The organism is Acinetobacter haemolyticus CIP 64.3 = MTCC 9819 (assembly GCF_000369065.1).
Taxonomy (GTDB): domain Bacteria; phylum Pseudomonadota; class Gammaproteobacteria; order Pseudomonadales; family Moraxellaceae; genus Acinetobacter; species Acinetobacter haemolyticus.
In genome coordinates, this window is record NZ_KB849802.1 from 164,479 (window position 1) to 186,218 (window position 21,740).

Annotated in this window: 19 protein-coding genes, 6 tRNA genes and 2 pseudogenes; 8 read left to right on the forward strand and 19 right to left on the reverse strand. The window is 39.4% G+C overall.

Annotated elements, in window-relative coordinates; all coding sequences use genetic code 11:
* Positions 1 to 87: 87 nt before the first annotated feature.
* Positions 88 to 873, forward strand: coding sequence for a YdcF family protein (locus tag F927_RS07435; protein ID WP_005083187.1), 786 nt, complete (start codon positions 88 to 90; stop codon positions 871 to 873).
* Between the two features lie 50 nt (positions 874 to 923).
* Here F927_RS07435 and F927_RS07440 read toward each other — a convergent pair whose 3' ends face one another.
* The 9 genes from F927_RS07440 to F927_RS07480 all read right to left on the reverse strand — a co-directional run bounded on the left by F927_RS07440 (position 924) and on the right by F927_RS07480 (position 3,604).
* Positions 924 to 1,394, reverse strand: coding sequence for a DUF2750 domain-containing protein (locus F927_RS07440; RefSeq protein WP_004640608.1), 471 nt, complete (start codon positions 1,392 to 1,394; stop codon positions 924 to 926).
* A gap of 93 nt (positions 1,395 to 1,487) precedes the next feature.
* Positions 1,488 to 1,563 (reverse strand) — tRNA-Val (locus F927_RS07445).
* 140 nt (positions 1,564 to 1,703) lie between these two features.
* Positions 1,704 to 1,780: transfer RNA gene (locus F927_RS07450), tRNA-Asp, on the reverse strand.
* Positions 1,781 to 1,819: 39 nt separating this feature from the next.
* A tRNA-Val gene (locus tag F927_RS07455) sits at positions 1,820 to 1,895 on the reverse strand.
* Between the two features lie 100 nt (positions 1,896 to 1,995).
* A tRNA-Asp gene (locus tag F927_RS07460) sits at positions 1,996 to 2,072 on the reverse strand.
* Positions 2,073 to 2,115: 43 nt separating this feature from the next.
* Positions 2,116 to 2,192 (reverse strand) — tRNA-Asp (locus tag F927_RS07465).
* A 23-nt stretch (positions 2,193 to 2,215) separates the two neighbouring features.
* Positions 2,216 to 2,291: transfer RNA gene (locus tag F927_RS07470), tRNA-Val, on the reverse strand.
* A 143-nt stretch (positions 2,292 to 2,434) separates the two neighbouring features.
* Positions 2,435 to 2,965 carry a cell wall-recycling L,D-carboxypeptidase ElsL gene (elsL, locus tag F927_RS07475; RefSeq protein ID WP_004640609.1) on the reverse strand — a complete coding sequence of 177 codons (531 nt, stop codon included), beginning with the start codon at positions 2,963 to 2,965 and terminating at the stop codon, positions 2,435 to 2,437.
* Between the two features lie 273 nt (positions 2,966 to 3,238).
* Entirely contained in the window at positions 3,239 to 3,604 is a 366-nt protein-coding gene (locus F927_RS07480; protein ID WP_004640610.1) for a YbaN family protein, read from the reverse strand.
* Positions 3,605 to 3,704: 100 nt separating this feature from the next.
* Here F927_RS07480 and F927_RS07485 point away from each other — a divergent pair, with 100 nt between their 5' ends.
* The 3 genes from F927_RS07485 to dapE all read left to right on the forward strand — a co-directional run bounded on the left by F927_RS07485 (position 3,705) and on the right by dapE (position 6,080).
* Positions 3,705 to 4,568 carry a DUF1853 family protein gene (locus F927_RS07485; RefSeq protein WP_005083188.1) on the forward strand — a complete coding sequence of 288 codons (864 nt, stop codon included), beginning with the start codon at positions 3,705 to 3,707 and terminating at the stop codon, positions 4,566 to 4,568.
* Between the two features lie 109 nt (positions 4,569 to 4,677).
* Positions 4,678 to 4,821: an entericidin A/B family lipoprotein gene (locus F927_RS07490; protein WP_004640614.1), complete on the forward strand. Its 144-nt coding sequence runs from the start codon at positions 4,678 to 4,680 to the stop codon at positions 4,819 to 4,821.
* Positions 4,822 to 4,946: 125 nt separating this feature from the next.
* Positions 4,947 to 6,080 (forward strand): succinyl-diaminopimelate desuccinylase, encoded by a 1,134-nt coding sequence (dapE, locus tag F927_RS07495; RefSeq protein ID WP_005083193.1) that lies wholly within the window; start codon positions 4,947 to 4,949, stop codon positions 6,078 to 6,080.
* A 48-nt stretch (positions 6,081 to 6,128) separates the two neighbouring features.
* On the opposite strand, the gene F927_RS07500 is transcribed toward dapE, so the two are convergent.
* From F927_RS07500 to pilG, 7 genes and pseudogenes are all read right to left on the reverse strand, one after another.
* Complete coding sequence (locus tag F927_RS07500; protein ID WP_004640619.1) at positions 6,129 to 6,584, reverse strand: hypothetical protein; 456 nt, start codon at positions 6,582 to 6,584, stop codon at positions 6,129 to 6,131.
* Between the two features lie 16 nt (positions 6,585 to 6,600).
* A pseudogene (locus F927_RS07505) lies at positions 6,601 to 10,185 on the reverse strand (Hpt domain-containing protein); the annotation flags it as partial.
* Between the two features lie 84 nt (positions 10,186 to 10,269).
* Positions 10,270 to 11,682 (reverse strand): annotated as a pseudogene (locus F927_RS17445) (Hpt domain-containing protein); the annotation flags it as partial.
* A gap of 157 nt (positions 11,683 to 11,839) precedes the next feature.
* Positions 11,840 to 13,921, reverse strand: coding sequence for a methyl-accepting chemotaxis protein (locus F927_RS07510; RefSeq protein ID WP_005083206.1), 2,082 nt, complete (start codon positions 13,919 to 13,921; stop codon positions 11,840 to 11,842).
* A 47-nt stretch (positions 13,922 to 13,968) separates the two neighbouring features.
* A complete protein-coding gene (locus F927_RS07515) occupies positions 13,969 to 14,505 on the reverse strand; it encodes a chemotaxis protein CheW (protein ID WP_005083208.1) in 537 nt (178 codons plus the stop codon).
* A gap of 48 nt (positions 14,506 to 14,553) precedes the next feature.
* Complete coding sequence (locus tag F927_RS07520) at positions 14,554 to 14,916, reverse strand: response regulator (RefSeq protein ID WP_004640626.1); 363 nt, start codon at positions 14,914 to 14,916, stop codon at positions 14,554 to 14,556.
* A 21-nt stretch (positions 14,917 to 14,937) separates the two neighbouring features.
* Positions 14,938 to 15,321 carry a twitching motility response regulator PilG gene (gene pilG / locus F927_RS07525; protein WP_004640629.1) on the reverse strand — a complete coding sequence of 128 codons (384 nt, stop codon included), beginning with the start codon at positions 15,319 to 15,321 and terminating at the stop codon, positions 14,938 to 14,940.
* Positions 15,322 to 15,598: 277 nt separating this feature from the next.
* On the opposite strand from pilG, the gene F927_RS07530 reads away from it, so the two are divergent.
* Both F927_RS07530 and F927_RS07535 read left to right on the forward strand, forming a co-directional pair.
* Entirely contained in the window at positions 15,599 to 16,255 is a 657-nt protein-coding gene (locus F927_RS07530) for a hypothetical protein (RefSeq protein WP_004640632.1), read from the forward strand.
* A 202-nt stretch (positions 16,256 to 16,457) separates the two neighbouring features.
* Complete coding sequence (locus tag F927_RS07535; RefSeq protein WP_005083211.1) at positions 16,458 to 18,173, forward strand: proline--tRNA ligase; 1,716 nt, start codon at positions 16,458 to 16,460, stop codon at positions 18,171 to 18,173.
* Between the two features lie 61 nt (positions 18,174 to 18,234).
* Here the strand turns inward: F927_RS07535 and F927_RS07540 are convergent, their stop codons facing one another.
* From F927_RS07540 to F927_RS07550, 3 genes are all read right to left on the reverse strand, one after another.
* Positions 18,235 to 18,570, reverse strand: coding sequence for a YegP family protein (locus tag F927_RS07540; RefSeq protein ID WP_004640635.1), 336 nt, complete (start codon positions 18,568 to 18,570; stop codon positions 18,235 to 18,237).
* 159 nt (positions 18,571 to 18,729) lie between these two features.
* On the reverse strand, positions 18,730 to 19,074 hold the full coding sequence (locus F927_RS07545; RefSeq protein WP_004640637.1) for a zinc ribbon domain-containing protein YjdM: 345 nt from the start codon (positions 19,072 to 19,074) through the stop codon (positions 18,730 to 18,732).
* A gap of 186 nt (positions 19,075 to 19,260) precedes the next feature.
* On the reverse strand, positions 19,261 to 19,713 hold the full coding sequence (locus tag F927_RS07550) for an SRPBCC family protein (protein WP_171055811.1): 453 nt from the start codon (positions 19,711 to 19,713) through the stop codon (positions 19,261 to 19,263).
* Between the two features lie 181 nt (positions 19,714 to 19,894).
* Here F927_RS07550 and ygfZ point away from each other — a divergent pair, with 181 nt between their 5' ends.
* Positions 19,895 to 20,617 carry a CAF17-like 4Fe-4S cluster assembly/insertion protein YgfZ gene (ygfZ, locus tag F927_RS07555; RefSeq protein ID WP_005083213.1) on the forward strand — a complete coding sequence of 241 codons (723 nt, stop codon included), beginning with the start codon at positions 19,895 to 19,897 and terminating at the stop codon, positions 20,615 to 20,617.
* A gap of 256 nt (positions 20,618 to 20,873) precedes the next feature.
* Positions 20,874 to 21,680: a tetratricopeptide repeat protein gene (locus F927_RS07560; RefSeq protein WP_004760852.1), complete on the forward strand. Its 807-nt coding sequence runs from the start codon at positions 20,874 to 20,876 to the stop codon at positions 21,678 to 21,680.
* Positions 21,681 to 21,740: the final 60 nt, after the last annotated feature.

Consider the following 21,740-nt stretch of genomic DNA (forward strand, 5'->3'; position numbering starts at 1 on the left):
TCGTTTTTTATTTGATGAATGAAAAGATTTGCCTTTCGACTTTTTTTCCATACACTTAGCAAGTTTAAATCGACATCGATTCAGAGTATGCAAATAAGTTCTTGGCTTCGTATTTTTTTTGCGGTTATCGGTTTTATATTATTAATCGATGGCGCAGTGCTCATTGCGCTTAAGAAAATTCATATCGGAACCGTATTACCTTTATTACTTGGGCTTTTTTTCTGTCTCTATTCATTTTTTTACTATCACCTAGAACGCTTTTTCTTCTACCATTTTCGTCTGCATTCAATTTGGAGGTTTGGCTGGCTATGCTTTTGGGTATGGTTGATTAGCTTAGGCTATTTCTTTAACTATTTAAATAAGAATAATAGCCAAGTAGAAGTACCGACTTCAGTCGCTGCCATCATTGTACTAGGCAGTGGTATCGAAAATGGTCAACCATCTGCTACGCTTGCAAAACGCTTAGATCGTGCCGCCCCAATTGCCCTCACCCAACCAAATGCTAAACTATTGCTCACAGGTGGTGTTGATTTTGGTGAAACAGAAAGTGAAGCAATTGTGATGTCACTCTATTTACAGCAACAACATCATATTCCAGCAACACAAATAATATTGGAAGATAAAAGTACCAGTACTGAATTAAATCTCAAAAATAGCCAACCCCTATTACAAGCTCACAAGATTTCACTTCAACAACCCATCGCGATTGTCACCAGTGATTTTCATACACTACGAGCTGCTGCAATTGCGAAAAAACAAGGTTATAGCAACATCACAACGATTGGTTCAACAACACCGCTACAAACACGATATAACGCATGGTTAAGGGAATATTTTGCCTACGTAAGTGGTTGGTTACTTAATGAATATTGATTGGGAAAGACCCAATCAATATTTCTAGCTGCGATCGCTAAGTCTTAAAACTATTGATGTATACGAATATCACGAGGTAATGGTAACTTTAATTCAGCAAAAATATCAGGACGCTGTAAATAGATTTGATACAAGAAATTTTTAATATCTAATAACAAGGTGTCAGGTGTTACCAGTAAATTATTTCCTTCAGGGGTTAAATCTAAAGAAAGAATTGTATTATTTTCTCTTAGAAAAGGGATCATTTTTCCAACAAAGTCCAGCAAAGGAACTTCTTGCAAATCGTATTTCACCCAATTGTCTTTGATGAGTAATTTAGCCAAACTTTTATTTTGCCAAACAGCTAAGGCATGTTGTCCAGAAGGCGTTGAGCATAATGCCCAACCATCGTGATATAAGGCAATCACTTGACGTTGTAAAATAATATTTTCAATAAACTGGCGATAAGCGTCTTTAGAAGATGTGTTTGATGTCGTTGTTTGAGATTTCGACGCAGCCTTACGTTGATAAGGGTTTCTCATATATTACTTCAATATTAGAATCATTATTGAGGCTAATAATAAAAGAATTTAGTATTGATTACAACGATCTGAGGAGGAGTATCTAAGGAGATATGGTGGGCGCTGACGGGATCGAACCGCCGACATTCTGCTTGTAAGGCAGACGCTCTACCAACTGAGCTAAGCGCCCTGAGCGAGGATAAACAAAGCGAAGCTTTGTCTGAGCGCAAGAGAAAAATCTTTGATTTTTCTAATGGCATCTCGAATCAGAGATCAAGTATAAAGATACTTGTTAAAACTAACACCCTCTTGAACAGAGAATCAAGAGAATGGCGCAGCGGACGGGGCTCGAACCCGCGACCCTCGGCGTGACAGGCCGATATTCTAACCAACTGAACTACCGCTGCACTACGATACTTCTATAAAGAAGTAAATGTCACAAATTATGGTGGGCGCTGACGGGATCGAACCGCCGACATTCTGCTTGTAAGGCAGACGCTCTACCAACTGAGCTAAGCGCCCTGAGGAATAAAAATTGATTGACTATCAATTTTTATGACGCAAGACAAACAAAGTGAGTAGTCTTGTATCCTAAGGTATATCCATTCTTGCAATCTTAAAGTGGCGCAGCGGACGGGGCTCGAACCCGCGACCCTCGGCGTGACAGGCCGATATTCTAACCAACTGAACTACCGCTGCACGATAATTTTGCAATTATGGCAAACGACTATTAAAACTTAAGTGGCGCAGCGGACGGGGCTCGAACCCGCGACCCTCGGCGTGACAGGCCGATATTCTAACCAACTGAACTACCGCTGCACTTGAGTTTTAACATAAAGGCTTGGTGGGCGCTGACGGGATCGAACCGCCGACATTCTGCTTGTAAGGCAGACGCTCTACCAACTGAGCTAAGCGCCCTTAACGTCTTCATCGTTTGTGAGGTGCATTATAGAGAATCTTTACAGACTGTCAAACGCTTTTCATATACTTTTCCGAAAAAACCACCTGAGTGATTAAAAAATAAGTAATTCTTTGATAATTCCAATGTTTTCGTATTTTATTTAAACACTTCTTTCTGATTTTATCATCGACTCATCCAGCGCATGTTCCGAAATATAAACCAATGCCTGCTCTGAAATCAGCTCAAAAAGCTCAATGACCTCATCATTCTTCATTCGAATACAGCCATGCGACATTGGGATGCCCATAGGTTCTGTCTCTGGTGTTCCATGAATATAGATATATCGCTTGAATGTATCACATCCATCACCTTGATTGAATCCAGCTTGTAACCCATCCAACCACAAAATCCGAGAAAGAATCCAGTCTCGTTCAGGAAATTGTTGCGCAAGATCTTGATCGTATATTTCACCAGTCGCTTGTCGGGCAATAAAAACCGAATTTTTAGGCGCATCATCACCAATTTTCTGAGCAATACGATGCCACCCTCTTGGTGTCTTCCCTGTATTTTCTTGCTCACCAATACCATTTTTTCCTGAGGAAATAACATAAAATTTATTATGTTTTGGCAAGTACAAAGTTTGTTGTGCTAAGTCAATTAAGATATCGGCCTGTTCGAGCGCATAGGGCATGTTCAGTCTCTATATTTTTAATCAGATGGTGTTATTTCAACATAAATAGAACTGCTTTTCTGTAGTTTTGATATAAGACAGGATGATTATTGATTTTCAGATGCTCGTCTTATTACAAAGCTTTAATTCCATCTCAGGACAAAGCGTTGCTTTTCTTAACTCGCCACTCACAGCATAGCTGCTCGTCTTGCACTCGGACAAAGCGTTGCTTTTCTTAACTCGCCACTCGCTGCATAGCCGCTCGTCTTGCGCAGCTAAAAAGCGTTGCTTTTCTTAACGCTGCTCAGGCTCTGGGCGGAACCACAGCCAAACAGCAACAATAAACATGGTTGTATTGGTAAACACCTTTACCCAAAAAGGTGCATTGGTAAATAACATCAAAATGCCGCTAATTAACATCATAATGCTGGCAAGCCACTTTGCTCTACGTGGCACAGTTCCATTTTCTCGCCAGTTACGCAAGGTAGGACCATATTTGGGATGATTGAGTAACCACGCATCCATTTGTGGCCAACCTTTAGATGCCGCCCAAGCAGCGATAATGAGAAAAACAGTGGTTGGCATGCCTGGCAAAATAGCCCCTATGATCCCTAATGTCACAAAAAGGATAACTAAACTGCGCCAGAATAGGATCTTCATTTACCAATTCACCAACATGTCAAAACAACCGTGCTAGTATAAAGTGTTTTTGTTCTTGTTTCTTAAACTTAGCCTATTATTTCCATGATCGAGTTCCTTCATGTTTAGCGTCGCTGACCGTCCTTGCTTTTTTGAACCATGGTTAAAATTTAAGAACCCAATTGTACGTCAACTGGCCTTCGCTATCGCTAGTCCAAATATTTTATCAGCCGTCCCTAGCGAGCTAATGATAAAAAACAAGTTTGACTTACACGATAACGCGACTTGGCAAATACTGTATCAAAACTACGAAAAACGTTTATATCAACTCGATCAACAACCTCAACCTTTACACGACTTTTTAGCTCGACTTAAAAGTACTCGCTTAGGTTTACGTTTTGAGAACTTACTTTGGTTTTGGTTACTCGATGACGAATACCACCCTTATAAACTGTTCGGGCATAGTATCCAAAAAATTGCTGGTGCAATCACTTTAGGCGAAATTGATTTTCTTGTGCTTAATCAACTGACACAAGAAGTTGAGCATTGGGAGGTTGCTTTAAAATATTATCTTGGCGAGGGTCATTTAAATCTAGCGCACTGGTATGGACTCAATCGAGAAGATACATTACATCGTAAACTAAAGCATTTTACTGATCGCCAATTTCAATTTTCAGAAGCAAATGGCTATAACATCCAACGAAAATTTGCGGTCATGAAAGGCCAACTTTATCTTCCCCATCAACAGAAAAACAATCAATGCTTACCGATGTGGATAAATACATCTCGTCAATTAGGAACATGGGGAACGAGTATCCCTCAGCAAAGATACTATCGACTTCAACGCCATGAATGGCTTTGCCCGAATCAAATAGCCACTTCATCCAATGCAATATGGTGGACCGACGGTTTATATCATACAACTGAATCTAATCCGGCATTTTATATGTTCCGCCAACCTGCATTATTATTTAATCAAACTTAACTTACCCAAGTAACATTTCATAACACATCTATAATCAAACCATTATGTTCATTTTCTTCTAATTTTCTTAGCCTCTTAAATACATCAAAATTAAATTGAAACGGAGAATATGATGAAAAAAGTTTTAGTTGCATCAATCATGACTGCTTTTGTTTTAACAGGCTGTAATACATTTAAAGGTTTTGGCCAAGATGTGTCAAAAGCTGGTGATAAGGTTACTCAAACGGCTGAAAAGACACAAAATAAAATGTAATTTTACCGAACAATCCCCCACAAGACCTTATCTACACGTAGATAAGGTTTATTTTGACATACCTTTCTTGGCAATATTCCCCTATTATATCGGTTCAGATTTCACCAGATTTAGCACCATCTCGCATGAACCACTCCGATACGCTTGAACTTAGTTTACAACTCCTCCGCCAACCTTCTGTAACGCCAGTAGACCATGATTGTCAAAACATCATGGCTGATCGTTTAGCAAAAATTGGTTTTAATATCGAAAAGCTCCGATTTGAGGATGTCGATAACTTATGGGCTCGTCGTGGTACAGAAAATCCAGTTTTCTGTTTTGCTGGTCATACTGATGTGGTTCCAACTGGACACCTAGATGCATGGAACTCAGATCCGTTCCAACCCACCATTCGTGATGGAAAATTATATGGTCGTGGCTCGGCGGATATGAAGACCGCTTTAGCTGCAATGGTTGTTGCTTCAGAGCGTTTCGTCGCAAAACATCCAGATCACAAAGGCTCAATTGCTTTTTTAATTACATCAGATGAAGAAGGCCCATCGATTAATGGTACGGTCAAAGTAGTTGAAACTTTAGAAGCACGTAATGAAAAAATGACTTGGTGCTTAGTTGGAGAGCCATCAAGCACTAATCAACTCGGCGATATCGTAAAAAATGGTCGTCGAGGCTCTTTAAATGCAGTATTGACTGTAAATGGAAAACAAGGTCACGTTGCTTACCCTCATCTTGCAGAAAATCCGATTCATCTTGCTTCTAAAGCTTTGAATGAGTTATGTGAAACTGTATGGGACAATGGTAATGAATATTTTCCAGCCACCTCATTCCAGATCTCGAATATTCAAGCAGGTACGGGTGCGACCAATGTCATTCCTGGTCACCTAAAAGTGACATTTAATTTTCGCTATTCGACTGAAGTTACCGCAGAAATCCTTCAACAGCGTGTTTTGGAAATACTAGATAAACATAAGTTAAATTACGATATTAGCTGGACATTTTCAGGCTTGCCATTCCTAACACCCGTCGGTGAATTAGTAAATGCTGCAAAAACTGCAATTAAGGGTGTGACTGGTGTAGAAACAGTACTTTCAACCAGTGGCGGCACGTCCGATGGTCGCTTTATCGCTCCAACAGGCGCACAAGTTTTAGAACTTGGGGTTTTAAATGCAACAATTCATCAAATTAATGAACATGTTAATGTCGATGACCTAGAACCATTAGCTGAGATTTATGAACAAATTTTAGTGCAACTGCTTACCTAAAATCATGATTTAAAAATAAAAGGAACTCAAAATAGAGTTCCTTTTATTTTATAAGCCCAATTGGGTTTCTATATTTTGTAAGTTAGGGACAAAATATCTTTTCTCCCCCATTTTCACGTACTTAAAAACCTTCGGATCCTCAACGTCTCCATCTTCATCCACGATCTCAGAAATACGTAAACGAATTGATTCAGGCATTTCATTACAAATGAGTGCAAAACGCTGTGAAACGTCCTCACCTTCCACAACCAACGCAACCCCCTGTTTTTGCATTGGGTCATGCAAAGCCAGTACGGGTAACTTTAAATCATGCCACTCAATATGTTCCACATTGGTAGGCGTATCCATTGCGGATAAAACAATATTTTGCGGTAGAAGCATCGGAACTTTCTGATGACACTCAATAATATAAGCATCAATAAATCCAGTCGAAACTGTAATAAGATGCTGCAACTCTTGTTGATCAATCTGTCCTAATGCGGTGTTAGTGCTTTTCTTTACCATTCTTTTTTCACCTTAATCAACGCACAGCAAGTAAGCTTTCAATATTTTCTAAGAGCGTTTCCTCTTGGAATGGTTTACCCATATATTGACTCACGCCTAAGGATAACGCACGTTCACGATGCTTCTCACCCGTACGAGATGTAATCATAATGATTGGTAAATCACGGTGGATTTCATGATGTCGTACTAGATTCGTTACTTCAAAACCATCCATTCGCGGCATTTCAATATCCAGCAACATTAAATCAGGCTTCACTGTTTCAAGCTGCTCCATTGCATCGACACCATCCTTTGCAGTCACCACATCATAACCTTGGCGCTCTAACAAGCGCGACGTTACTTTACGAACTGTCACCGAGTCATCGACAATCATGATGAGACGGCGCTCATCGTAACGCTGCTTCGTATAGGTTTCATCTGCGTGCTTACTTCGTGCAGTTGACTGGGCTTGGCGCGCTAAATTTTGACCATCTAAAATCAAACAAACCTGACCATCACCCAAGATCGTTGCACCAGCAATAACACCAATGCTTGAGAATTGTTGACCAACTGGTTTAACAACAATTTGACCACGAGAGCCGATTAACTGGTCAACCAATAATGCAGTCATCTGACCTTGAGCACCTTTAATCAACAACACAGGTAAAGAATGAACAATACCAGTTAAACGAGGAATAGGCTGTCCAGCAACAAACTCTGATAAATAGCGTAAACGATAATCTTCTTGATCAATTTTGAAGTAATCATCTTGGCTTTCAAAGTATTGTTCTAAAGCCATTGGTGAGATACGAACAATACGATCAATCTGTGCCAATGGGAATGCAAACTGTTGATCGCCTGCTTTTACCATCAAAGCATCACTTACTGCTACAGTAGTCGGTACACGAATCGTAAATGTGGTTCCCTTACCTAAAATAGAACCCACACTGACATGTCCACCTAAAGCTTTAATATCACTTTGCACCACATCTAGCCCGACACCACGTCCAGAAATTTGTGTGACTTGTGCTGCGGTACTAAAACCAGGATGGAAGATAAACTGAAGAATCTCATCTTGATCAAGTTTCTGATCTTTGGTCATCAATCCAGTTTGAATCGCTTTTTCTTTAATACGATTGACATCGATCCCTTTACCATCATCACTGAAAGTGACAACAACATCTGTACCTTGACGACCGATGTTTAAAACAATATGTCCAGTTTCTGGTTTCTTTGCTTGTAAACGTTGTTCACGGTCTTCAATACCATGGTCAATCGCATTACGGAGCATATGCTCAAATGGTGCAACTAAGCGCTCCAAGATACTACGATCTAACTCACCTTCTGTATTATTCACGACCAACTCAGTTGGACGATTAAGGGTCGAGGCTGTTTGACGAACAATACGTTGTAACCGAGGTAATAAACGCGAGAATGGTACCAATCGTGTACGCATTAGACTTTCTTGGATTTCTGCCTGAATACGAGATTGTTGTAATAATAATCCCTCTGTATCACGGATCTTCTCTGAAAGCGTTGTCTTAAAGTCAACCAAATCTGATGCAGACTCTGCGAGAGATTTTGATAACTGATTTAAAGAAGAATATTGATCCATTTCGAGCGGATCAAAGTCTGCATAGCGTGCATCTTCACCACCATGACGGGCAATAATCTGACTTTCTAATTCCCCTTCCATTCGTCGTAGCTGGTCTGCTAAACGCTTGATCGCCAACTCCATTTCCGTCAACGTACCACCGAGTTGACCTAAATCCATTTCAATACGTGAACGGTTAATCGCATTCTCACCTGATAAATCAATCATCTTCTCAATGACTTCAGCTGAAACACGAATCATTTCATTGTTCTGTTCAATACGTTCAGTGCTTTCCCACTCACCCAGCATCGATGGTGGTTCGGTGCCATCCCCTTGCACAAACTCCATTGTGTATTCTGGAGTAAATATATCGCGTGCAGAAAGTTTTTGCGGCAGTTGCGCAGCTACATCGACAAACTCCATATTTTCAAGACTTTGTTTTAAGCCATCGAAATTGGCATATTGACGTTTAAAGATTGCATCATTGAGCCATGCTAATGCAGTATTCAATAAATTATCGTAAACGTTTGAACTAAAATGATGTAAACCAAACTGCTCAAATGCATTTTCGAGATGGTAGGCAATAATTGCGATTGCATCCATTTCAGCCATACGTGCACCGCCTTTAAGACTGTGTGCATTACGTTGAAGCTGTAATAACAAACTGCGATTACCGCGTTGTTCAAACCACTGTTTTAATAGATGTTGAGCTTGGCCGAGTAACTCTTCTGCTTCTTCGAGGAATGTTTGTTCTACTAAAGAGCGAACATCATCTTCTTCGGTGTCATCCTGCACAACATCCTGCATCAGACTCGATGTAACATCATCTTTATCCGAATCTGCTTCAGCTATTTGAAGCAATGATTCTGTCTCTACAAAATCGAGTTGCGTTTCAGCCGATGTACTCTCTGATTCAACATTATCAATAGATGCGGCAACGACCTCTAAATCGGCATTTACAAGTTCAGCTGAGGTTTGCTCAATCTCAGTTTCAGTCGCATAGCGCTCAACATCGATATCTTGATCAGCATGTTGTAACAACTGAATCACATGTGTTGAAGGATAATCTGTTTGTTGATCACGGATCGTTTGAATGCGATCTGCAATATCATCTTGAACGAGACGAATAATTGCAACTAACTGAGGCGATGCTTGAATTTGTTGATTGATCAATTTCTCATAAATCGTTTCTAATTCATGCGCAATCAGACCAATGTGACGCGCTTGAATCATATTTGAACCACCTTTTAAGGTGTGCAAATATCGCATCAAATTCTTTAAAGCATTTACATTATGACGATCTGTCGTCCATGTATTAAGATCAGCATCAATACCCACCATCAGCTCATCAGCTTCCTCAAGGAAGATATCTAAGAGGTCAGGATCAAAGTCTCGATTAGATTGCTCTGATTGTAATTGTTGTTTATCCAAAGCCAATTGAGCAGCGAAACTAGTAACATCAACCGATGGCTCTGCAACATCTGAATGAGTCGATATTTCTATTTCAGTTGTGCCATCTAAATCTACTGCTTTTTCAATATCTTCATCTTCTGACACAACAAATTTATCAATCTGAATAGCTGTCGTTGCAGTTGATTTCATCAAATTAGTCAACACGTCTAAGACATGCGTAGATGGATAATCCACTTGCTGGTCACGAATCGTTTGAATTCGATCCGCAATATCGTCCTGTACTGAGCGAATCACAGAAATAAGTGATGGCGTCGCTTGAATCTGTTGGTTAATCAGCTTTTCATAAATTGTTTCTAACTCATGCGCAATCAAACCTATATGACGCGCATGAATCATATTTGAGCCACCTTTTAAGGTGTGTAAATATCGCATCAAGTTTTTAAGTGCATTCACATTTTGTAGATCAGCAACCCAAGTATTGAGATCCTCATCGATACCAACTAAAAGTTCATCAGCCTCTTCAAGGAAAATGTCCAATAAGTCTGGATCAAAATCACGATTTGATTCACTCGTAGACAGTTGTTGTTTGTCTAATGCAAACCGAGCGGCTAAATCACTTGTATCAACAATTGAATCCTGCACAACTTCTGCTTCACTCAATGGAGCAGCTTGATCAAGATTTGTTTCAATCAATTCCGCTTCTAATAACTCGATATTCTGTTGAGTGAATGTACTTAACTCATTGAGCATCTGCTCATGTTCTTTCGTCAGCGTAACTCGTTGTCCAGCAGCCAATGTATCAAATAACTGAATAAACTGTTGATGAACTTGATCATACAACTCAAATCCATATTCAAGATTAAGTAAACTTGGCTTATAAATTAAGTCCTGATAACTCGATCTTAAGAGGCTTGTGTATTGATACATGCCAATCGTTGCATGATGATGTGTATGCTGTAGCAAAATTTCAGCTTGCTGGCTGAGTTGCTGAATATATTGTGGGAACTCAGTCCTTGCACGCTGATCAAAATCAGATTCCACATCTAACAGATCTTGAATATTGAGCTCCAAGAGCTGTGAAACTAAGCCTTGCGGTCTTAGATTTTCTCCATGAGAATCTTCAAGTTGGAAATCATAGCTATCCCAAGCAGTATTGAAAGTTGCATGAATTTCGTCTGTTCTTTGCGCTGTCTCTAACTGTCTCAAACTATATAAATAATCACGCACAAATTGAGCATAATGCGTTAGCAAGGCTGTTTCATTTGAGTTCGAATCCAATTCATCATGCAATAGCGTTTTAAATAAATTTTCTACTTTTGAACTAGCATCAAAAATTTGATCAATGTGCGCCATTGCCGAACTACCACGAAGCGTATGTAAGGCTCTGATTAAATGGTTGTAATGCTCATTCGTCGGATGATCATTTTGTAAGAATTGATCAATTGTCGCCAAGTGCTCCTCAGCTTCCTCCAAGAAAATAGCCAAAGTTTCTTTAGCAAGTAGCTCATCTTCAGCTAGCACTTTATCTGCATTATCTAATGCCGATTGCTCAGTTTGAGTTAAGTGATCAACAAATAGTGTTTCTTCAACTAATTCTAATCCCGTACTTATGTCCTCACTTACCAAATGATCAGCAAGCATTAATAAGTCAGAAAGCGCTGGTTCAACACTCTGTTGTTGTAATTGTTGTCCTAATAGCACCAATGGTCGTAAGTCGATCAGATGTGCTCGAACCGCTTTGAAATCGTGAATTAACTTAAAGCGATAAATATTAAAAATCGCTTGTACATAACGTTGAATTTCTGTCGTAAGCGGAATCGTTCCAGCTAAGACACGATTTAACGTATCTTCCACCGTCCAGCCTAGTTCTCCTGAAGATTTCGCACCGACCATGCGACCAGAACCTTTGAGCGTATGGAAATGACGACGAATATCAGTCAACACATTCTGTAGATTCGGCTGTTCAATCCATTGAACCAATAATGGGTCTAACTCGACAAAGATTTCATCTAATTCTTCAATAAAAATTTCAAGAATTTCTGCATCTTGTTCAAGATAACTATCTTCAGGAAGCGTCATCGTTTCAACTAACGTTTTTAATATTTCTTTCATAGCGGCTTCTTTCGTTTTTATCCACCAATTGTGGGTAAAAAATACGAGTATCAATCACACAAGATGTCGTTCCATTTCGCCATCACCTTGTAGAGATATCCTACATCTCTAAAAATGGAAAGACAGACACCCCCATCTGTCTTTCCAATCCTGCTGCTTATTCTGGTAACTTAAAGTCAGTCACCGATTCACGTAATGATTCAGCCATATTCGCCAACTCTGAAACCGAACGTGCTGTATCAAACGTTGCTGTTGTTGTTTGCGACGTAATTTCCTGTACAACATTCATCGTCGTCGCAATATGACTTGCTGAAGCAGATTGAAGTTTTGCTGCGTCCGAAATGCTTGCAATCAGTTTTGCCAAATCGCCCGATACCGTTTGAATTTCATCAAGTGCAATACCAGCATCTTTTGCTAAGTTAGCACCACGTACAACCTCAGATGTTGTTTGCTCCATCGAAATAACAGCTTCATTGGTATCTGTTTGAATGGTTTTTACTAAGCTTTCAATCTGTTTGGTTGCTGATGCAGAACGTTCTGCAAGACGTTGAACCTCATCCGCTACGACAGCGAAACCACGTCCTGCCTCACCTGCCATCGATGCTTGAATCGCAGCGTTCAATGCCAAGATGTTGGTTTGGTCGGCAATATCGTTAATCAATGAGACAATGTTACCAATCTCTTGAGATGATTCACCTAAACGCTTAATACGTTTAGATGTTTCTTGAATTTGTTCACGGATGTGATCCATCCCCTCAATCGAACGGTTTACCACTTGCGCACCATTGGTTGCAATTTGTACCGAACGTTTTGCTACTTCTGCTGATTCAGATGCATTCGCAGATACTTGGTCAATTGACAATGCCATCTCATTCATTGCAGCTGAAGCACCAGCAATCTCTTGAGCCTGATGCTCAGAAGCTTCCGCCAATTGATTGGTAATGCTTTGCGTATCTTGAGTATAACGTGCAACTTCTTGAGATGTATCGGTGATTCGAGAAACAAGATCGCGTAATTGATCAATCGCAAAGTTAATCGAGTCAGCGATTGCACCAGTGAAGTCTTCCGATACGGTCGCGTATGAACGTAAATCACCATCAGCTAAGTCAGCAATCTCATCAAGTAAACGTAAAATCGCGTTTTGGTTACGATCATATTCATCTTGTAAACGTGTCACACGCTCTTTATCTGTATTGCTACGTAACATTAAGAGCTTTAATACAAAGAATACCAACGCCGCTAAAGATAGAATCAGCACAATACCCGCAAAAATGTTATCCCAACCGCCTTCTGCTTTATCTGACAAAGCATTCAACGAAGTCAACAAGGCATCAGATTGAGTAAAAATTTCAGAAGATGCTTGACGTACATGGACAATATGGTTGGCATTTTTTAGAACCGTTTCAGCCGCCAATTTCAAAACTGCATCATAATCAGATTTAATACTATCAACAGACTCGCGCAGATCAGGTGAACTAATACGATCTACACCAAGTTCTGAACTACCATTCAATTGAGCATTTAAGTAAATACCAAAGGTGTCAATATCCGCACCGAAGTCATTCGCTGATGCATTAGAGTTGTCCGTACCGACCAATACCGAGTTGATCGAACGCAAGATACGCTCTGCAATAAACACTTGGTTCTTGGTAATGATTACCTGACTACTTGGCATGTTCTCACGAACCATTTGGTCAACCATCAAGTTATATTCAGCTTGAATCTCAGGAATCGTTTCACTAATCGAAATGTTAGTGTCATAAAGCTGATTAATGATCGCTTGTTGAGATGCAATTAAGTCGATGTTTTTAGATACGTTGGTCCACAACTCATTGACCTTTTTATATTCATCTGAGCTTTTACCATATACATCTTCAACAACTTCCAGATTTTCTGCAAATCGCTTTTCAGAAGCAACCAAGTTATTCATCGTCTCAGATGTACCTGAAGCAGTGGCTTCAGTTGCTTGGCGTGAAATCATCTGCGAAAGCAAACGCAACTCACCTAAGCTACGCGTTAATTGGTTAGAACGTGGCAAACTCACGAACAAATAAATTAAGAGGATAACTGCAAGGACCAAAGCAATTAAGGCACGATAGATAATCGGCTTAGACTTTTCAGTTTCACCGAATAAACGAGAAAATTGATCAAGTTGCGTTCGAATTTTTCCTAGAAAAGCCCCGCCCTTTTTCGATCCTGCACCGTCACTACCATTCTTCTTTTTAAGTTTAAAGCCCATTCCAGCTTCTCCCCTGAATACGCGCTTATCTTCCGTCGCGTATTAAATTAGTTTATAAACTTTATTGATGCGTTCATGTACTGAGGATTTTTTAGCAATCGACTCAGTAAGAACACATGCCATTGTTGATTATGTTGGTGGAAATACCCCTGACAATAGTCTTTTAATTTACTGTCTAGCTCATTACTTTGAGAAAAAAAACTCTTTTTATTGAATTGTTGAATTCCCAAGACCTGATCAACGACCAACCCCACATAATGATCTTGATGGCTAATACAAATTACTTTTTGTGTCGGAGAAAATTGACTTCGTTGATCTGAGATAAAATGTGATAAATCAGTCACTGAAAGCAATCTTCCGCGGATATTTGCCAAACCGCGCACCCATGCCTGAGTATTCGGTACAGGTGTGTATTTCGGAGGATAAATCACCTCTGAAATTTCCCCCAATGGTGCAACAAAATATTGCCCTAACATCTCAAATGCAATACCAGACCAACGGCTGACTTCATTTTGAGTTGCAGTATATTGTTTGTTGCCTCGCTTGGATAAACGAAGCAACTCGATAAATCCGTTTGCTGCCATACTCTATCCCGTTATTACGTCATGAGAGGCTCATAGTGAGCGAACCAATTAACTTAATAGCTGTTTAATCACATCAATAAGCTGTTGCTCATCTACTGGCTTGGTCAAATAATCACTTGCCCCTTGACGCTTACCCCATACACGATCCGTCGCTTGGTCTTTAGTGCTGACAATCACAACAGGAATATGTTGTGTATCTTTCGCTTTACTGATCTGACGTGTTGCTTGGAAGCCATTCATGCCAGGCATGACAACATCCATAAGCACTAAATCAGGCAATTCAGCTTGTGCCATCGTTACCCCATCGGCACCATTAGTTGCTTCTAAAACTTCATAACCGTGTTTAGTTAAAATTTCTCTAAAGCGAAATGTTTCAGTAGGTGAATCATCTACAATAAGAATACGAGCCATTTTTTCCTCAATTTTTAAATTTTATGCGCTGACATGGTTACGGATCGCACTCAACAGCTCATCCTTACTAAACGGCTTAGTTAAATATTCATCAGACCCCACAACACGCCCTTTTGCTTGATCAAATAAACCGTCTTTGCTTGAAAGCATGATGACTGGAATATTTTGATAATTTAATGAATTCTTGATCAATGCACAGGTTTGATAACCGTCTAAACGCGGCATCATAATATCCACAAAAACAATATCTGGATTTGCTTCAGCAATTTTTGATAATGCTTCAAAACCGTCAACTGCAGTAATTACCTCACAACCTTCACGTTGTAATAAGGTCTCAGCTGTACGACGAATCGTTTTAGAATCGTCAATCACCATCACCTTTAAATTTTGAAATTTATCTTCCATTTAATTGTTCCGCCCCATTCACTCAATACAAATTGTGGTTGGTTTAATTTGTTTTATACAGTTTGATATTTTTAACATATCTTTACTTGCATTATCAATGAAGTTTTTTGAACCAACCTATCAGTTTCTTAGAACAACCGTAAGTAGTTCACACTTTTAATTAAATTCCTATTTTTTTTGCATTCCAACTATTTTTAATTGTATAAATAACCACTAATATACAATTGATTATTATTTAAAAATAAGTGATTTAGTTAACTTTTTTACGGGAGATGTAATGACTGGTTCGTTAAAGTGCGCTTTCCGCGTTAGCCAGCTTAAAACGATGACTTGCATTTACATTTGCTCATTTTCCCTATTGATATTCATTTGCACATCTACCCTTGCTGCCACAGACCAAGCTAAAGCCGTTTGGTACCGCTATTATGATAATAATGGTGTTGCCAATGTCAGCACATCTGTTTCACCAGATCATATTCGTCACGGATACGAAGCACTTGATCGAAATATGCAAGTGATCAGGCGTAACCGACCATACAATGCAGCTGTAGACGCACAACAATCAGCACAAAGAGAAGCTTTAGCTCGCCAAAGAGAACAGGATTTACGGTTAAAACGAGCTTATGGTAGTGCTCAAATTGCAACGGCAAAAAGGAATCAGATCCTAGAAAACTTAAAAAAACAGTTAAATTATCAGCAAGAACAACTCCAGCAATTACAAAGCGATAAAATTCGATTTAAACGCCAAGAAATGGAATATCATCGCAAAGGGCAAGCAGTTCCAGCACAACTCAAGAGCAACCTAGCAAATAATACGCAGAATATTGAAAGTGTGAAAAAAACGGTTGAAAGTCTTCGAAATGCATATCAAAAAACAGATCACGAATATACAGACATCATTAATCGACTCAAAAAACTCGAGTCAAATCAATAATCACACAATAAATCCAATCTTATATTGTCCTTTAAATAACAAGGATTTTGTTAGATCGCACCTTCATTTAGAAATCAGATATGACTTTTTACTGCGCCAAATCCCTTGATTCATGTCATAATGCCCGTCAGTTCAAATGTAGGTGAGCTGTATTGACCTACACTCACCATTTTTAATTACACTTAACTTTAGGACAGTTTCCATGCGCGCAAGCCGCTTTTTATTTGCAACGTTAAGAGAAACCCCAAATGATGCTGAGGTTATTTCTCATCAGCTCATGTTACGTGCGGGGATGATCCGTAAACTCGCTTCTGGCTTATACTCTTGGTTGCCCATGGGAACACGCGTTTTAAAGAAAGTTGATGCTATTGTCCGCGAGGAAATGAACCGTTCGGGTGCATTAGAAGTTTTTATGCCTGTGACACAACCTGCAGCGTTATGGGAAGAATCTGGTCGTTTTGAACAATATGGTCCTGAATTACTTCGTTTCAAAGATCGTCACAATAACGATTTTGTGCTTGGCCCTACCCATGAAGAAGTCATCACAGATTTGGCGCGTAATGAATTAAAGAGTTATAAACAACTTCCTTTGAATTTTTATCAAATTCAGACCAAATTCCGTGATGAAATTCGTCCACGATTTGGTGTAATGCGTTCTCGCGAATTCATTATGAAAGACGCTTACTCTTTCCACGCAAATCAAGAATCATTGCAAGAAACATATGATGTGATGTATGACACTTACAGTCGTATCTTTAGTCGTCTCGGATTGGACTTCCGTCCTGTACAAGCAGACACAGGTTCTATCGGCGGCTCAGCATCCCATGAATTTCATGTGCTTGCAGCAAGTGGTGAAGATGATATCGCATTTTCGACTGAGTCAGACTATGCTGCAAATGTTGAAATGGCTGAAGCAGTTTTAGTCGGTGAACGCGCTGCTGCGACCCAAAATCTTGCTTTAGTCGACACGCCAAATCAAAAAACCATTGCTGATGTCTGCCAATTTCTGAATGCTGATGCTAAACAATCTGTAAAAGCACTCCTTGTACAAGGAATTACTGATGAAGCTGGCAATACACCAATCGTGGCATTGTTCATACGTGGTGATCATGAGCTGAATGAAATCAAAGCAGAGAAACATCCTTTGATTGCAGCACCTTTAACTTTTGCAACTGAAGAACAATTACAACAACACGGTTTAACAGCTGGTTTCTGTGGTCCACAAGGTTTAGTCGAAAAGGGCTTAACTGTCATCGTAGACCGTGCTGCGTCTGTATTATCTGACTTCATTGCTGGCGCAAATGAAGTTGATAAACACGCGACTGGTGTCAACTGGGATCGTGATGCAATCTTTACAGAGGTTTACGACCTTCGTAATGTGGTTGAAGGAGATCCCTCTCCTGATGGTAAAGGCACTCTGCAAATTAAGCGCGGTATCGAAGTCGGTCATATCTTCCAACTCGGTACAAAATATTCAGAAGCTTTAGGCTGTAAGGTACTTGGCGAAGATGGCAAACCATTTACAGTGACCATGGGCTGTTATGGTATTGGTGTGACCCGTGTTGTCGCAGCAGCAATTGAACAAAACTTCGACGATAAAGGGATTATTTGGCCTCAAGCAATCGCGCCATTCGATGTAGCTATTGTTCCAATGAATGCGCACAAATCACCACGTACCGTAGAAGCGGCTGAAGCACTGTATGCTGATCTACAAGCACAAGGCTACGATGTGTTACTTGATGATCGTAATGAGCGTCCTGGCGTTAAATTTTCTGATCTTGAGTTGATGGGTATCCCGCATCGTATCGTCATCGGTGAAAAAGGCTTAGATGCTGGTACTTTTGAGTACAAAGGTCGTCGTGATGCAGAAGCAAGTAATCTCAATAAAGAAGAGTTATTCGCAAAACTTGTTCGCTAATCTGACTTTAATTCAAGATGTAAAAAAAGCCGTTTCATTGAAACGGCTTTTTATTTAAACGTTAAACAGTGGAATCCTTGATGGTTTCTGATGAACCATTCTGTTTGACCGATTCAATTCCTTTATCGCGTGACTGTTCGCTCGCATACATCTGACTCGTACCAATAATCTGGTGATTTGCTGCCTTAAGATTAAAATAAGGCTTATCATTTTTAGCGGTTAAACGTTCATAACGCGCATCATCTGGGCTATTCTTTTGTACCGAGGCAATGCCATTCATTGCTGAAGCTTTTGCTTTATACAACTCACTCGTTAAAATCACTTCACCATTACCAGCTTTTAAAACAAAACGATATTGGCCATCGCTCGCTTGACTCACTTCAAACCACCCTGCCATAAACACCTCTTTTTCTAATATTTAGATTCATCTTATTGTTCAAACAATATAGAACAGCACAAAAGCGCATTAGATCGTTTTTTGTTCTTTTTTGGTAATTGATATAATTGTAAAAAGGGAGCTCTAACTGCTCCCTCATATAACCTGATCGCAAATAAATCAAACTTTTTTCACAAATTCAGATTTCAGTTTCATTGCACCAACCCCATCAATTTTACAGTCAATGTTATGACCATCACTTGCGTCAGGTACTAAACGAATACTTTTAACTTTTGTTCCTACTTTAACAACTGAAGATGAACCCTTGATTTTCAAATCTTTAATTACGGTAACACTATCACCATCAGCTAGAAGGTTGCCATTTGCATCCTTAATCATTTCTTCTAATTCTGCAGCCTGACTCTCTCCTTCTTTCCACTCATGTGAGCACTCAGGGCAAATCAATAAGTCGCCATCTTGATAAGTATATTCTGATTGGCATTGTGGGCAATTTGGAAAAGACATAAAAAATCTCAAAAACTCTATTATGAGCTATAGACTTTATTTTTCAAAATTTTGCACTTAACTCTTTTTTCTATGTAAACCGTTCTGGAATCAATTTGATATCTGAGCTCCGTATTTTAGATTGCAAATACAATTAAATCTTCCTTTTCAATTTTACAGTGATCAAATGATAAATGTTAGTGTCTGTTATTGGTCAGGGATATCTGCTTGGACCAATAAACTTAATAGATACAATGATTCTTGCCAACCTAGATAACACGCCTCAACAGGAATCACATCAGGTAAGCCCTCTTGGGTAATATAAACCTCAGTGCCAACCATGACGGGCTTTAATTCAATCGTGACCTGAATGTCTCCAACTAAATTTGGATCATCAAATTTATCGATATAACGGAGTCGTTCATTTGGAACCAGTTCAAGATAAGTACCACCAAATGAGTGTACCTGACCCGTTGAAAAATTTGTAAATGATATCTTATATGTCCCGCCTTTCTGCGGATCTAAATGGTGAACTTTAGCAGTAAACCCATGGGGTGCCATCCATTTAACCAATGCATCCGGATCTAGAAAGGCTTTAAAGACTCGTTCTGCTGGTGCACTAAACACACGATGTAGCTTCACTGTGCCTGTCATTTTTATTCTCCAATCTCACTATTATTCTCTAAATGTAGCCTGCAATCACAATCGTTCTACCAAAATGATGTGATCAATTATTTATTTCAACACGAATATCAACATTCAAAAGCTGCTTTTTTGTGAAAAATGGCGCAAAATAATATCCCTTATTTTAACGATCAGAATGCTGCTTTAGGATTGATCTATGAACCAACTTGCTTTTACTGCTTTTAGCTTAAATGGTGTAGATGCACAAAAATTCTTACAAGGTCAAGTCACTGTTCATGTTGAACGATTGGTTGAGAATGAAAGCCGTTATACTGCAATTTGTGATTTAAAGGGCCGTATCCACTTTGGTCTATGGATCAAAAAAATAAATTCAGAAAGCTTTGAGCTGGTGACTACACAGGATCAAGCAGAAGAGTTTGCCAAACATATTCGTAAGTTTGGTGCATTTTCTAAAATGAAATTAGAAGAGATCAGTTCAGTTTTCCCAACGATAAATGGTATTCAAACTGATTTTTCTACTACAGAAACCGACATCAATACATGGCAAGTTCAAGCAATTCAATCTGGACAAGCATGGATTACTCAAACAACTGAACATCTATTTCAACCTCAAGAACTGCGTCTACATCAACGGGAAGGCGTGCACTTTGATAAAGGCTGTTATCTCGGGCAAGAAATTGTGGCTCGTCTTTGGTTTAAAGCTAAACCGAAACACTGGTTACATTTAATTCAAGGTAAAGAGACAACACCTGCCCCTGCAACACAGCTCAACAAAGATGTTGAGGTAGTCAATAGTATTGCTTTTGACAATGGTTATCTCGCTCTGGTGATTGCCAAACCTACAGCTTTACAAGAACTTGATGTTAAGGTTTTAGATTTACCTGAAGCTTTGAATGGTGATGTCGCTCGACCTAGCTAAGTTCTTCTCCAAAAAATTAATCGTACCAACTCATGTGTGATCACGGCGAATGAATCCGATGAACACATGAGTTAATTTTATTTATTACACTTAAATTTTCTTATTAAAACAACAAATTCATCTATAAAACAGGCTTCCTCACAATACATACAAAATCATTATTTACATTCTCTGCGAAACTTTTATGATGTGGGGATTAAGTTATTTTCTGCTGATTACAAAGGATTTGAGCAGAAATGAAGGAAAGGAAAAAAAGATGAAAAAGTTGCTCATTGCCAGTCTAATGATCGTTGCAAGCCACTCAACATTGGCAGCAGACAACAAAGCAACCAATAAGCCCGATGTATTTGCAAAAGCAACTCAACTCTACGAGGCAAAAAATTACCCAGCAGCATTTGCAGAAATGCAACGTCTTGCAGAATCTGGAAATGCTCAAGCAATCTATAATCTTGGCTCCATGACCCAACATGGTCAAGGAACCAATAAAGATGAAAAGAAAGCACTGCAATATTATCAAGACGCTTCAAATAAAGGTTTCGGGAAAGCAAGCTTCGTGATTGCCCAAGCCTATCGTCAAGGTAACTTAGGTTTAAGCAAAGACACTCAAAAATTTAAAGAGTACCTCGACAAAGCATCCAAACAAGGGTCCGAAGAAGCTATTGTTGAAATCGCAACTTTATTATTTGCTCAGGGTAAACCTGAGACAGATCAAATTGCAATTCGCCAACTCAGACCATTAATTCAGAAGAATTATTACCCTGCAATGCATATCAGAGCGATATATGATCTTGGACAAGGGGTTAAAAATAAGAATCCTGTTACGCGTCAACAAGCGATTAGATCTATCCAATCACTTGCTGAAAAAGGTTACGCACCGTCTTTAATGGCTTTGGGTAATATGCTCGCAAATGGTGATATTCTTCAGCAAAATCTACCTGAGGCGAAAAAGATTTTTACCGAGCTGGCGAGACAAGGTATCCCTCAAGCTAAAGAATCCTTGGCCAAAGTAGAACAGATTGAAGCTCAACAAAAGCAAGCTAAAGCATCTGGCGCAAAGCCATAAATATCGTAAAAATTCACCAAATACCTATTCTTTCAAGATAAGGTATTTGGTGATTCATAT

What these genes read in the sequence shown, in the direction of transcription:
- F927_RS07540 (WP_004640635.1), bottom strand. Translation starts at nt 18,570, where the DNA reads ATGGCAGGGTGGTTTGAAGTGAGTCAAGCGAGCGATGGCCAATATCGT.
- F927_RS07560 (WP_004760852.1), top strand. Translation starts at nt 20,874, where the DNA reads ATGAAAAAGTTGCTCATTGCCAGTCTAATGATCGTTGCAAGCCACTCA.
- F927_RS07500 (WP_004640619.1), bottom strand. Translation starts at nt 6,584, where the DNA reads ATGGTAAAGAAAAGCACTAACACCGCATTAGGACAGATTGATCAACAA.
- pilG (WP_004640629.1), bottom strand. Translation starts at nt 15,321, where the DNA reads ATGGAAGATAAATTTCAAAATTTAAAGGTGATGGTGATTGACGATTCT.
- F927_RS07545 (WP_004640637.1), bottom strand. Translation starts at nt 19,074, where the DNA reads ATGTCTTTTCCAAATTGCCCACAATGCCAATCAGAATATACTTATCAA.
- F927_RS07535 (WP_005083211.1), top strand. Translation starts at nt 16,458, where the DNA reads ATGCGCGCAAGCCGCTTTTTATTTGCAACGTTAAGAGAAACCCCAAAT.
- F927_RS07510 (WP_005083206.1), bottom strand. Translation starts at nt 13,921, where the DNA reads ATGGGCTTTAAACTTAAAAAGAAGAATGGTAGTGACGGTGCAGGATCG.
- F927_RS07520 (WP_004640626.1), bottom strand. Translation starts at nt 14,916, where the DNA reads ATGGCTCGTATTCTTATTGTAGATGATTCACCTACTGAAACATTTCGC.
- F927_RS07490 (WP_004640614.1), top strand. Translation starts at nt 4,678, where the DNA reads ATGATGAAAAAAGTTTTAGTTGCATCAATCATGACTGCTTTTGTTTTA.
- elsL (WP_004640609.1), bottom strand. Translation starts at nt 2,965, where the DNA reads ATGCCCTATGCGCTCGAACAGGCCGATATCTTAATTGACTTAGCACAA.
- dapE (WP_005083193.1), top strand. Translation starts at nt 4,947, where the DNA reads ATGAACCACTCCGATACGCTTGAACTTAGTTTACAACTCCTCCGCCAA.
- F927_RS07440 (WP_004640608.1), bottom strand. Translation starts at nt 1,394, where the DNA reads ATGAGAAACCCTTATCAACGTAAGGCTGCGTCGAAATCTCAAACAACG.
- ygfZ (WP_005083213.1), top strand. Translation starts at nt 19,895, where the DNA reads ATGAACCAACTTGCTTTTACTGCTTTTAGCTTAAATGGTGTAGATGCA.
- F927_RS07515 (WP_005083208.1), bottom strand. Translation starts at nt 14,505, where the DNA reads ATGGCAGCAAACGGATTTATCGAGTTGCTTCGTTTATCCAAGCGAGGC.
- F927_RS07530 (WP_004640632.1), top strand. Translation starts at nt 15,599, where the DNA reads ATGACTGGTTCGTTAAAGTGCGCTTTCCGCGTTAGCCAGCTTAAAACG.
- F927_RS07435 (WP_005083187.1), top strand. Translation starts at nt 88, where the DNA reads ATGCAAATAAGTTCTTGGCTTCGTATTTTTTTTGCGGTTATCGGTTTT.
- F927_RS07485 (WP_005083188.1), top strand. Translation starts at nt 3,705, where the DNA reads ATGTTTAGCGTCGCTGACCGTCCTTGCTTTTTTGAACCATGGTTAAAA.
- F927_RS07480 (WP_004640610.1), bottom strand. Translation starts at nt 3,604, where the DNA reads ATGAAGATCCTATTCTGGCGCAGTTTAGTTATCCTTTTTGTGACATTA.